Source organism: Streptomyces bobili (assembly GCF_002154575.1).
Classification (GTDB): domain Bacteria; phylum Actinomycetota; class Actinomycetes; order Streptomycetales; family Streptomycetaceae; genus Streptomyces; species Streptomyces bobili.
This window is the reverse complement of sequence record NZ_MUBA01000285.1, coordinates 1-12,793: the sequence shown is the minus strand read 5'-3', so window position 1 is coordinate 12,793 and position 12,793 is coordinate 1. Positions and strand designations below refer to the sequence as shown.

Sequence of the window (12,793 nt, the reverse complement as noted above, 5' to 3'; positions counted from 1 at the left end):
CGACGGACCCCAGGGCGGCGGCCCCCGGCCGCCGGCACCCCCCGTGTTTCCGCAGGCCCCTTTGGGTGCCCCACCGCTCCCGCCCGGCGCACCGAAGTCGCCGGACAGACGCAAGCCCTGGCTCCGCTACGGCGTCGTCGCCTTCGTCTCCCTCTTCGTCGGAGTCGGCATCGGTTCCAGCGGCTCGGAGGGCGCCACCGCCGACGCGAAGGGCGCGCCGGCGCCCGCGGTGACCGTCACCGAGACCGCTGCGGCGGAGGCCGAACCCGGCCCCGCTGTCACCGAGACGGTTACCGAAACGGTCACCGCGACGCCCAAAAAGACCAAGGCTCCCGGCCCCGCCACGACCTTCTCCGGTGAAGGCGAATACCTCGTCGGCGACGACATCAAGGCCGGTACGTACAAGACGGCCGGACCGGAGGGCGGGTTCGGCTGCTACTGGGAGCGGGCCGAGGACGCCAGCGGCGAGTTCGGCTCGATCATCGCCAACAACAACCTGCAAGGGCCGGGGCGCGTGACCCTCAACAAGGGGGAGTACTTCAAGACCAACCGGTGCCAGGAATGGAAGAGGGTCGGCTGACTCGCCGCGTTGCGCGAAGTGACGAGCGTCACAGCAACCACGGGGCCGTCGACGAAGTCCAAGAATGAGCCGACGCCCGTGGTCTTTTCCGGAAACGGCACAGTACGACCGCAGGAGAAGGGCAGAACGGACAGCATGGCGAAGCGCGCGCGTCGGGCGGATGTCCTTGCCGTGGAGCAGCGAGCAGTCGACCACGCCTACCACTGCCTCGAACGCACGAGACGTGAGGCCGCCGAACTCAAAAAGGTGGCGGCCTCCGCCAGCGGCAAGGACGCGATCGACGTCAATCGTGCCTGGCAGCGAGAGCTGAGCAACCTCGACCTCGGCCGGAACTCCCTGGTGTTCCTGCGCGCCGACGTGGACGAAGGAGCCGGCACCGAGACCTTCTACATCGGCCGACGAGCGGTGTTCGACGCGGAGCACAACCCCGCGGTCATCTCCTGGAGCGCCCCGGCCGCGGTCCAGTGGCGGCTGACGAGTGAGCAGGAACCGGGGGATGTGCGCCTGCTGCGGCAGATCGTCTGCCACGAGCGCGCGGTGAAGCGCTACTTCGACCTGCATGGCAGGGACTTCGACCCGCGCGGCCGTGGCGGTGACACCGGCGGCGGGAGCGGACGACGTATCCGCAGCCTCCAGGAGCCCCGCCGACCGCACGATCCGGAAGCGTCGACCGACCCCGACGTGTCCACCGACTCCGAAGCGTCGACCGACCTCGAAGCGTCGACCGATTCCGACGGGGCGACCGATTCTGACGTGTCCACCGACCCTGACGTGTCGGACGATCCTGACGTGTCGGACAGTCCTGACGTGTCGACGGAACCCGGAGTGTCGAACGAATCCGACGTTCCGAGGGAGCCCGACGCGCGTCGCGGGTCCGACGGGGCCAGTGATCCCGACGGCGGTCCACTCAGCGAGGCCGAGTGGACCGACCCGCTCCTCGACGAGCTCGACCGGGCGCGCGACGGTGCCCTGCACGACATCGTCGAGACGATCCAGCGCGACCAGCTCCGGCTGGTGACCGAGCGGCCCGGCGGGGTGCTGATCGTCCAGGGCGGGCCCGGCACCGGCAAGACGGCCGTGGGCCTGCACCGGGTGACCTGGCTCCTGGACAACCGGCACACGGCCGCCGACGACATCCTGGTGATCGGGCCCAGCCGCGGCTTCCTGGAGTACGCGGCGAACGCCCTCGTCGAACTGGGCAGCAGCGGCGTGACCATGCTCGACCTGCCCGCGTTGTGGTCAGGCGGCGCCGCCGGCCGCGATCCACACCCCGTCGCCGTCATCAAGTCCGACGCGCGGATGAGTCATGTCCTGCGACGCGCCGTCGACAACCTCACCACCGTCGAGGCCGATCGGCTCGAAGCAGTCGTCGGCGGACCGGTGTTCAGCTTCGAGCTCCGCCGTCGGGAGGTCGAGGTGCCCGTCGCCGAACTCGCCGCCATCGCGGCCGCCGCGCTCTCCGGGGACAGCCCCTACCAGGTCCGCAGGGAGGGCTGCTTCCAGCAGGTCGTGCAGCACCTCACCCAGGCCTACGTCGAGTTGCTGCCGGGACCCGCCGACACCGACTACTTCGCCCTCGTGCGCCAACTCCGGCCCGTCAGCCGCCTCATGCGGCGCATCGCCCCCGAACTGTCGGCACGCGACGTCCTGCGCCGCCTGCTCTCCCGCGCCCCCGTACTGGCCGCCGCAGCCGACGGCGTCCTCACCCCGGAGGAACAGGCGGTCCTCGTCGCCCACCAGGAGGCGTCCGCGCAAGCCGCACCCGCCCGGTTCGCGGCCGAGCCGAGCCTGGAGGACCTGGTCTGCCTCGACGAGCTGGACTTCCTGCTGGCCGGACGGCCCGAGCGGATCTACCGACACGTCGTCGTCGACGAGGCACAGGACCTCACCCCCATGCAGGCGCGGGCCCTGGCCCGCCGTTGTCCCACCGGGTCCATGACCGTCCTGGGAGACCTCGCGCAGGCGACCGGGCCCTTCCCCTACCAGGACTGGGAGGAACTCGGCACCACGCTCACCGGCCGGGACGGTTGGCGGGTCGCGGAACTGCTGACCGGCTTCCGCGTGCCCGGCGAAGTCATGGACTACGTGCGCCCCCTCGGCACACACTGCGCGCCGGGAGTCGGCGTGCCCGACTCCGTGCGGCGGACGGGCACCTCCGTGACCGTGGCCCAGGGCGACGGGCCGGCACCGAGAGCCGCCGGACTCGCCGTCGGCCTCGCCTCGGGACCGGACGGTGCCGGCATCGGCCGTACGACCGCCGTGATCGTCCCCCAGGGTGCCCGCTGGAAGGAGACCGTGGCCGAGGCGATCCCCGATACCGGACTGGTCTCGGTGCTCACCGCCGAGGAGGTCAAGGGCCTCGAGTTCGACCACGTCGTCGTGGTCGAGCCCGCGGCGATCGCCGCGGACGACGTGGCCGGACCACGTCGCCTGTACGTGGCGCTCACCCGGTGCACCCAGTCCCTGACGGTGGTGCACCACAGGCCCCTGCCGCGGTGGATCGGCGGACCGGCCAACCCGGTGCCCACGCCCCGACAGTTCATGGCCCAGGTCGGCCGGAGGAAGAGCCCCCACGGCGTGTCCGGTCTGTGCACCCGCTACCGGGCGGACGGCGTCCGGTGCGAGAACGAGACGCGCCGCCCGGACGGCTGGTGCCGCGGACCCGGCTGCGCGGGCTTCCGGACCGCCGAGCCGCCGTACCCCCTCAGGAGCGGCTACCTCGGGGTGCCCAAGGACGAGGTGACCGAGACCCGCCTGGAACTCACGCCGGAACGCGTCCCGGAGATCCGCATCACCTCGGCCGCCTGCGGAGCCTTCGTCGTCCGGCACCGGGGCAGCCTCGGCGAAGCGGCCGTCGAACTCCACGCCATGCTGGCCCCGTTCCTGGCCGAGGGCCGGCACCTGCGCACCGCCGGCGGCTGGCTCCTGGACCTGGAGGGCTACCGGCTCGTGCTGGACGACGAGGCGCGTGCCGTGACGGCGTACCTGACCGGTCATCCCGAACGCAGCTACGCGCAGGTGGCCGCAGGGGTGCCCTCCCGGGTCGGCCACCAGGCCCGTGGAGCGAGGCGATCCGCACTCACCGCTCCGGAGGCCGAAACCGGCCCCCGCCTGGCCGACGACACGGCGGTGCGCGAACTGAGCATCCCGGACCTGTACGTCACGGCGGGAGCCTGCATCACCTTCGAGCGTCTCGCCCAGTGCTCGCAACTGCCCGACGAGGAATTCGTCCGGCGGCTGCGGGAGGACCTCGCGTCGGACCTGGAGACGGGCCGCATCGAGTGGGTGGGCGACCGCCCGGTCGTGGAAGGGGAGCACGGCCAGTGGTGGCTGCGCTCCGACGGCCGGGTACTGGCCACGGTCCGCAGCGCCGGAACGGAGATCTACCGGGGCTTCGCCGCGCGGCAGGCCGGGGCGCACGCACACGAGGGTGAGCCGGTACCCGGCGGCGACGCCCCACACGGAAGGGACGACCACATGTCGACGACCAGCATCGACGGCGAGGCCACGGGCGGCGGCACGGAGCCGGCGGCCGAACCCGGCCTGGCCGGCACGGTCGCCGCACGCGAGCGGAGGGACCGGTCCCACCGCGCCCACGAGAGCCTGCGCCACCGACTGCTGGCCGACCTCTACGAAGGCTTCGACGAAGTGGGTGACAGCCCTTACGCGGACGCATGGACGTACGGCCCCGACGGAACCACGCTTTTCGACGTCCTCGCCGAGGACGCCCCGACGTACGAGCGGATCCGCGAAGCGGCACTGCACCTGCTGGAAGCCTCCTGCCTGCATCCCCGGGGGCCGGCCGAGTACCTGGTCGTCGTCCTCCCCGGGCAACCGGCGCAGTCCTGGGCGGCAGAGGCTGCCCACCGGGCGTTCAGCGTCGGTCTGACCTGGCGGGACGGCCTGGGGTGGGCGGGGCCCGCCGCTTCACGCGTACGGCCCGACAAACCCGAGGCAGCGGACGACGCACCGGAAGACGCACGGGGCGGGGCGTCGGACGGGGCCCTGGACGAGGGCAGTTCGCTCTGAGCCGGGCACGACGGCGGCGGTACGGGCCGGTGAGGCGCGGTAGGGGGCAGCACGGACCGGGAACGGGCCGGGCAACGGTCCGACCTTCGGTGGAACGGGGTCCGGGTGAGTGAAGTGAGCACACATGGTGAATGACGAGAGACCCGATCCGGTCACCGGGCTGAACGTGTCCATGTCCCGCGCCGACATGGTCGAGGCATGGCGCGAGCAGCGCCGGGCACGCCGACCGCGGTCGGACGCCGACGAACCGCGGACCGCCGGCCCGGACGGATTCGCGTTGCGCAGATGGCGCCGGGCGGGCGTCTTCGGCGCCGACGCGGTACGGCGCGTGGAACGGCTCCTGACCGCCCTGCGCGACGCCCGGTCCGCCGCGGGAACCGCACCCGACTGGGCGGTGCAGACGCTGGACCAGTGCCTCGACGGTGACCCGGTCGCGCAGTTGCCGTCCGCGGTCCGGGCGGTGCTCGAGCACGGGGCGCCCGGTGACGTCGTGACCGCCATGGCAGTCGTCCATGAGGCGGGACTGCCGTGGCTGACCCCGGAGGGCCAGGCTCGGCTCGAACACCTCATGGACCCCGAACCGACCGAGATCCCACGGGAGTTCCTTCCCGCCCTCGCGGAGGACGTGTCGGGTGCCTTCGCCGCGCAGTACGCCCTTCGCCACGACGACGTCGCCCGGCTGCCCCCCGCCGTGCGCGACCGCGTTCTGCCCTGGGCGCCCGTCGGAGTAGTGGACGACCTGATCGACGCGGGAGCGATCACGAGCGACGACGAACCCTGGAACCTGCGGTCCGACGCACGCGAACAGGACTACCTGCGGGCGCGGCTCGCCCCGGAGCAGGTGGATCAGGCGACGGCCGAAGCCATCGGGTGGCAGGAGTACCTGCGGCGGCGGCGCCTCCTCGACGGTGAGGACGTCGACGACGTGGGCGACGACGTGGGTGACGAGAGGGTGGAGAGGTCCGCGACGGCGGACCTCTCGGGCGAGGACGCCCAGGACGCCGACGAGGCCGAGGACGACCTGTACGGCCTGCTACAGAGTGCCGCCGAGGGGGACACGAGCGCCGTCAAGGGGCTGGAATACGCCCTGCCCCGCTACCTGGTGCTGAGGCTGCGTCAGGTCCGGGACGGCGCACTCACCGGCAACTGGCCCGCCGACATCCTGGCCGACCGCGGGCTGTGGCGGCTCATGTCGGCCCTGTGGGAACCGAAGGCCGCCGTGAGCCCCCGGCGGAGCCCCTTCCACGCCATGGTGGCACTGCGGCACGCCTACGACTCCCTCTGCGCGGGCGACCTCAAGAGAGCGCGAGCACAGGTGGAGCTCCTTGTGGAGCACGAGCAGGGGGAGCCGCGCCACAACGCCGAGGCCTGGAACATGTCCGCCTACCTGGCGCTCCTCGACGAGAACCTGGACGGGGCGCTCGTAGCACTCCACAACGTCGACGAGAGCCACCCCGCGGCGGAACTGGCCCGGCGCAACCGCGACCTGCTCGAGAGCCGCCGAACCCGGGCACGGAACGACCGGACCCATCCGTCCAACCCCTATCTCGAACTCGGACTGCCCCATCGGTCACCGGTCTGGAAACAGCGGTACCGCGATCTTCGCCGAGAGTTCGCCGACGACCGTGAGGAGGCCGCCCGGCTGAACCGGGCCATGCGCCGCATCCAGCAGGCCGAGCAGCACGAGGACTGGTCGGACTTCTTCGTTCTGCCCCTGGACGCGGAGGCGTTCCGCCTCCCCGACGACCCGCCCACCACACTGGTGCCGCCGGTCGAACCGCTGCCACGGCGGACGGCGCCCCACAACTCCGACGACGTGGAGATCGTACGGCGCCGCGCCCTGGCCGAACTCCTCCCGACCTTTGTCAACGCGCCCCGGCGCCCGGACCACCAGCACAGGACCACACAGTGAGCAAGCCCCAGAACTGGCAGAAGCAGGTCGACACGCGTAAGGACCGTCGACGCGGTGAGCGAGGCAGGTCGGTCGATCCCGAACTGCTCATGTACCGGCCGGAGGAGTTGCTGAACCCGGCTGACCTCCTGAAGCGCTTCACGGAGAGTACCCAGGGGCTCCTGAAGGGCATCGCACCGGAAAACCGGCCCCAGCAGGGTGAGATCGTGGCCGCCCTCAGGCAAGGAGTACTCGAAGCGTTCAGGACACGAGAGGAACACTTGGCGCGGCTTGTGGAGTGTGACCTTGAGGCGCGGGGGTCGGGCAGCCGGATGAGCACACTCAAGTGGCAGGTGTCAGTGCGCAAAGCGCTACTGGGACTCGGCGTCCGTGTCGTCGAGGCGGCGGACGAACGCGAGCACTTCGTCGTCGTGGAGGGCGAGGGCGAGGGGTTCGAGGTCGTACGGCCCGCCTATGTCGACCAGGCCACCGGGAAGTTGATTCTGTCGGGACAGTTGCGCCGGGTGTTCCGTCCGGGTCCGCAGGCCGACGGCGGGAACGGAACGCAGGACGCCACCGCGAAGGAGGACCAGCCGTGACGGCCACCGGAATCGATTTCGGCACCACCAACTCCGTGGTCGCGCAGTGGCAGGGCGACGACGTCGAGGTACTGCCGCTCGACGCCCACCACCTTGACGCCGACTGGCGCAGGCCCGGCTTCGAGTTCCTGTTCCCGTCGGTGGTCGGGATGAGTTCGCTGCGCAGCGGCCCGCTCTTCGGGTGGGAGGCGAAACTGCGGTCGGAGGAGGCGGCCGAGGCCTGCAAGCGGCTCCTCAAGAGCGACGAGTACGTGAACGTCCAGGGCCGGCGCTTCGCCGCCACGACCGTGGCCGCCGGCGTGTTCACCGCCATGAGGGACGGCGCGCGGCACAACCTCACCGAGATCGACCGGGCCGTCATCACCGTGCCCGCCAACGCCACCGGCGCGGCCCGCTACCGCACGCGTGCGGCCGCCCGGTTCGCGGGCATCGACGTGCAGGCACTCCTCAACGAGCCGACCGCCGCGGCGATCTCGTACGTGCACGACATGCGCGAGGACGCGCAGATCCTGGTCTTCGACTGGGGTGGGGGAACCATCGACGTCACGGTTCTCGACTACGAGGACGGCTTCTTCGAGGAGCGCGCCTCGCGCGGTGTCACGGAACTCGGTGGCCTCGAGATCGACCGACGGCTGAGGAAGCTCGTCCTGGACCGGGCGCCGGCACGGCGGGAGTGGACCTTCGCCCAGCAGCGTCAGTTCCGGCTCGACATCGAACGGAACAAGATCCTCCTCTCCTCCCAGCCGTCCGTGCGGATCAGGACGCCGGACGAAAAGGAGGTGGAGATCTTCCAGGCGGAACTGGAGGAGGCGATCACCGATCTCGTCGACCGAGCCCTCGCGCCCGTCGAGGAGTGCCTGCGCGATCTCCACATGGCGCCGCTCGACGTGGACGACGTCCTCATGATCGGCGGCACCAGCCAGATCCCGAGCGTACGGGCCGCGGTCGCCGAGGCCTTGCAGATGGAGCCCGTGCCGACCCAGCTGTGCGATCCGATGACCGCCGTGGCCCGCGGCGCCTCCATCGCGGCCGCCGTACTGGCGAAGGAGACGCCGGGCGTCATCCAGGTGGCCAACAGCCACGCGTTGGGCACTGTCGTCAAGACGGACGACGGGCGGCGGAAGTTCAGCGAGATCATCCCCCGGAACTCTCCGTTGCCGTGGAGCGAACGAAAGAGCTACACGCCCAAGCGCGACCACGAACGCAAGCTCACGGTGGAGATCTGGGAGGGAGATCCCGACAAGGAACTTTCGGACTCCGACAACGTCCAGCTCACCGAACTGACCCTGAACTACCCGACGCCACGGGCACGGGAGGACTCCCGGTTCGACCTCGAGTACACGTACGACTCCGACGGCCTGCTGCACGTGAAGGCCACCCTGGAGCACACGGGCGAGGTCGTCGTGGACGAGGAGGTGAAGAGCTTCGGCTCCGGCGGGGCAACTCCTGAAGTACGCAAGGAACTCGACGACCTGTTGACGGCGAACCCCGTGTCCTCCCCACTCCTGCCCGGCAGCGTGAGGGAGAAGGGGACTCCTCCCGCCGACATGCGCTCCCAGGAAGGCAGCGATGAGCCGGGGCACCTTGTGCACACCCTCGTGGTCGACGGCTCCAACCTCGCCTGGATCGGCCATTCACCGAGCCGGCCCGGCGTGTACGAGGAGGACGACCGGCCGAGCTTCGCCCAACTCGAGGCCGCTCGCGCGGCACTCGCCAAGAAGTATCCGAGGGCGGACATCCACGTGGTCGTGGACGCCACCTTCCGGCACAAGGTCGCCGAGGAGGAGAGGGCGGCCGTGGTCGCCGCGCTGAGCAAGGGAGAGATTCTCCAGCCGCCGGCAGGCACGGAAGGCAAGGGCGACGCCCTCGTCGTGGCCATCGCGCACGAATCGGACGCCGTCGTCGTGACCAACGACAACTACACCGAGTTGCAGAGCCGTCATCCCTGGCTGTGTGAAAGCGGGCGGGTCCTCGGAGCCACCTACACCAAGGGGGTGTGGATCTTCACGCCTCGCACCTGCGTCGCGCCCCGTGTGAGGGCGTGAGCGCCACACCAGCCGACCTCGGCTCTGCCTCGATCACCACGGAAGTGAGGTAGCCGCCCGTACACGGCGTCAGGGTACGGGCGCGCGCCTGCGAGGCCGAGACCGGCGCTTTCGAGGAAACGTGCCGCCACGGCTTACGGGGCTTTTCCCGGCCGCTGCTATGCGTTTGCCCCGCCGCGCTGCCGCTGGGAGGCTGCCGGCCATGCCTACCTTCACCGCGCCCGACGGAACCCTGCTCGCCTACCACGTGGACGGGGACGGTCCGCCGCTCGTCTGTCTGCCGGGCGGGCCGATGCGGGCCTCGTCCTACCTGGAAGACCTCGGCGGGTTGACGGCTCACCGGCGGCTGATCCGGTTCGATCTGCGAGGGACGGGGGAGTCCGCGACCCCGCAGGATCCGACGTCGTACCGCTGCGACCGGCTCGTCGACGACGTCGAGGCACTGCGGGTCCACCTGGGAGTGGACAGGTGGGATCTGCTGGGGCACTCCGCCGGGGCGAACCTCGCCGTGCTGTACGCCGCTCGTCACCCGGACCGGGTCGCGCGCCTGCTGCTCGTCACACCCAGCGTCATGGCCGTCGGCATCGAGATCACGCCGGAGGACCGGCTCGCGGCCGTCCGTGAGCGGGAGGGTGAGCCGTGGTTCGCCGACGCGTATCTTGCCCTGGAGGAGATCACCCAGGGACGGGGAACGCCCGAGCGGTGGGAGGCCGTCGCCCCCTTCTGGTACGGGCGTTGGGACGAGAGGGCCCAGGCGTTGCAGGCGGCCGACGCCGCGGAGAAGAACCAGGAAGCGGTCCCCGCCTTCGCCGCGGAGGGCGCCTTCGACCCCGCGGGGACCAGGGCGGCGCTCGCCGAACTGGCGGTACCTGTACTGCTGTGCGCGGGTGAGGTGGACCTCGCCGCGCCGCCGCGTGCCATCGCCGAATTCGCCGGACTTTTCCCGAAGGCCGAGTTGGTCGTTCAGGCGGAGGGCTCGCACCACCCATGGGTGGACGACCCGGCCCAGTTCGTTGCGACGGTAACGGACTTCCTGGGCTGAGTCGGATGACGCAGGTCGGTGGGAGAAGAGGGACCGCCCGTGGTCGAATGTGCCGCGCCTGCCGGCCTGCTGTCTCCGAGGTCGGGAACGCGCTTGGCACGCGATGTGCCGTGCCGATGCCACGGGGCGGAGGTGCGACGTAAGGGCGTACGGACGGTCAAGGAGGCTGACACGGCCGTGCTGTTCGCGGTGTCGCACCGACGCGGGATTGCTTGGTGTTGGGCGCAGCCGACCGCAGCGATGACGATCACGACGGAGGCCGACGCGACGGCACCAACCGCATGACGGCGCGCTAGAGTTCCAGCTCGTGGGACGTCCATCCACAGATGTCCTGGCTGCTGAATCACCATGTGGGAACGTCAGCGGGCTTGTCCGGGCCGGGCACCCTCGCTGTGCGCTGAACCGCCCGGGGGGGGGCACTCTCCATGTCTGAAACTCCGATTGCCGATGCTGATGCTGATGTCGATGCCGATGTCTATAGCGACACCGACACCGACGACGCCGGTAGCGAGGATGCCGACCGAAGACGTGTCGAGCATGAGCGGGCCGAGATGCGGGAGTTCATCAAGGGGCTGAGCTCGGACGATATCAAGTCGGGCAACTGGTTCACCAAGCTGCTCACCCACGCGCTGAGTTCCTACACCGCGAAGGTCGACTGGCAGTACTTTCAGGACCGGTACGTCGGGGTACCCCCGGACGCCATCGTCGATCAGCGGATCAAGATGGCGGCTCGGTACGCCGCGATCGAGGGTGGGCTCTCTGCCGGGGCCTACACGGCGGCCGTCATCTCCACCCTCGGGACCCTGGGGGGTGCCTCGCCCGCTACTGTCCCGGCCGCCGTCGCGACCATGATGGTCGACGTGGCGTTCACCAGCCGGCTCCAGCTCCGCCTGGCGTACGACATCTCGGTCCTCTACCGGGTCCCGCTCGACCTGTCCGACCCCGAGGACCTGTGGAAGCTCATTCGCGTCGCCTTCACGATCAAGAGCGGGGAAGCGGTTCAGGAGGGCCTGGTCAAGGCGGTCCCGTTCTTCGTGCGGCCGCTGATCAAGAAGTTCTACTCCGGAGGGGTACTCACCGCAGGCAAGGCCCTTCCGGTTGTCGGGAGGCATCTCCTGCAGCGCAACGTCATCAAGATCGGCATACCCCTGGTCGGCGTCCCTCTCGCGGTGGTCTTGAACCGCTATACGACGCTGCTCGCCGGGCGGCACGCGCGGGCCGTGTTCCGGAACGACGCGCGGGTACTCGAACTCGCCGCAGGGCTGAGCAAGCGGACCGAGCACCCGCAGTTGATGCTGTGGGTCGCGTGGCTCGTCATCATGGCGGACGACAAGATTTCCGACGATGAGGCGCAGTTGATCCGGCACCTGGCGAGGCTGGTCCGGGAACAGCATCAGGTGGTCGATGAGCAGTTCGCGCGGCTCGTCGATGTCGACCCCGCCGAGGTGTGGCGACGCCTGGACGCGGAGACAGGAGACCTGAGCGGCCTCCTCGACGTGGCCGAGCAGGTGGCCACGGTGGACGGTGACGTCAACAAGCAAGAGAAGGCCGTCATCTCCCAGCTTCGCTACCACTGCCGCAAGCCTGATGCCGGCGCCGCCCAGAAGTTGATGAACGCTGTCGGCGAGTCCGTGAAGCCGAGCCGTCGGCGGACCTGGGCCACCCTCACGCCGTGGAACCGGCAGACCGTCGGCCCGTATCCGCCCGTCGGCGAGGGCTCTGCCCATCCGCGTCCGCCAAGAGGATTCGCCCACAGCGTCGATGACGCTCGGGGACCCACGCGCCGTGATGTGGCCGGCTGGATGGATGGCTGGACGGTGACTGATCTGGGCCGTCCCCAGGGATCCTGGGGCGGCACGACCGCCCCGTCTTCGGGCCCTCGGAACCAGGAAGGCCCGAGCCGGGGTTTGGTCACACGTTCGGGTGAGGCTGCCCTGTGGGGGCACGTGCCGGACCGGCGGCCCGTTTGATCCAGCGACGAGGCCGTCTCGGTCACGTTCGTCGCATTGATCGCGGACACCACGGGGGCACACATGAGTCTGACGTTCCAGCGCAACCCGGACGGCACGACCACCGGTCGCAACGAAGGGTCGGGTCTGACCGTGACCCATGTCGACGCCGAAGAGGTCAAGCGGCGGCTGTACGAGGACGCGGGGTGGGAGTACACGCCGCCACCGTCTCCGGTTCCGCCCGGCTTCCACCGGTTCTCGCTGGTGCACGAGGAGTTCGAAACCGCCGGTTTCGCGGACGAGCGGTACGCGGGCCTGCGGGCGAGTCCGCCGCAGGGGTGTGTACCGGTCGACCGGGGCTGCCTCGCCCTGGAGTGCGAGCGTCCTGGGCGGACGCTCCTGGACGCGGTCGCGGGGACCGTCGCGGAGATCCGTCGTGAGTACGGGCTGGTGATGAACAGTCTGGGCGTCGAGAAGCCGCAGGAATGGCTCGCAGACGACCCGGACGGGCACCCCGGGAAGAGTGTCGCGCAGCTCATGCTGATGGCCGTTCATCGCGCCCGTCTGCTCGGATTCGGGCGCAGAGACCTGGTCCGGCTCATCGACGCGACGGGGGTCGAATAGCCGGCAGGCGGGAGGCAGGCAGTCGGGCGGCGGG

At 70.4% G+C, this 12,793-nt stretch carries 8 protein-coding genes; all 8 read left to right on the top strand.

The genetic code is table 11. The features are described 5' to 3' along the window. Positions 1–580 (top strand): Rv1352/Rv1906c domain-containing protein (locus BZL64_RS22885; protein ID WP_244205449.1); only part of this gene is annotated, 580 nt, incomplete at its 5' end. A 171-nt stretch (positions 581–751) separates the two neighbouring features. Next, entirely contained in the window at positions 752–4,609 is a 3,858-nt protein-coding gene (locus BZL64_RS22880; RefSeq protein ID WP_158101551.1) for a HelD family protein, read from the top strand. Between the two features lie 124 nt (positions 4,610–4,733). Further along, a complete protein-coding gene (locus BZL64_RS22875) occupies positions 4,734–6,521 on the top strand; it encodes a hypothetical protein (protein ID WP_086771072.1) in 1,788 nt (595 codons plus the stop codon). Further along, positions 6,518–7,099, top strand: a complete 582-nt coding sequence (locus BZL64_RS40630) for a hypothetical protein (RefSeq protein ID WP_208639498.1) — start codon at positions 6,518–6,520, stop codon at positions 7,097–7,099. The genes BZL64_RS22875 and BZL64_RS40630 overlap by 4 nt, the downstream gene beginning before the upstream one ends. Beyond that, positions 7,096–9,144: an Hsp70 family protein gene (locus tag BZL64_RS22865; protein WP_086771071.1), complete on the top strand. Its 2,049-nt coding sequence runs from the start codon at positions 7,096–7,098 to the stop codon at positions 9,142–9,144. The genes BZL64_RS40630 and BZL64_RS22865 overlap by 4 nt, the downstream gene beginning before the upstream one ends. Before the next feature lie 202 nt (positions 9,145–9,346). After that, positions 9,347–10,186, top strand: coding sequence for an alpha/beta fold hydrolase (locus BZL64_RS22860; protein ID WP_086771070.1), 840 nt, complete (start codon positions 9,347–9,349; stop codon positions 10,184–10,186). A 425-nt stretch (positions 10,187–10,611) separates the two neighbouring features. After that, entirely contained in the window at positions 10,612–12,156 is a 1,545-nt protein-coding gene (locus BZL64_RS39100; protein WP_107430336.1) for a tellurite resistance TerB family protein, read from the top strand. A gap of 63 nt (positions 12,157–12,219) precedes the next feature. Next, positions 12,220–12,759 carry a hypothetical protein gene (locus BZL64_RS22850; protein ID WP_086771075.1) on the top strand — a complete coding sequence of 180 codons (540 nt, stop codon included), beginning with the start codon at positions 12,220–12,222 and terminating at the stop codon, positions 12,757–12,759. Positions 12,760–12,793 lie beyond the last annotated feature (34 nt).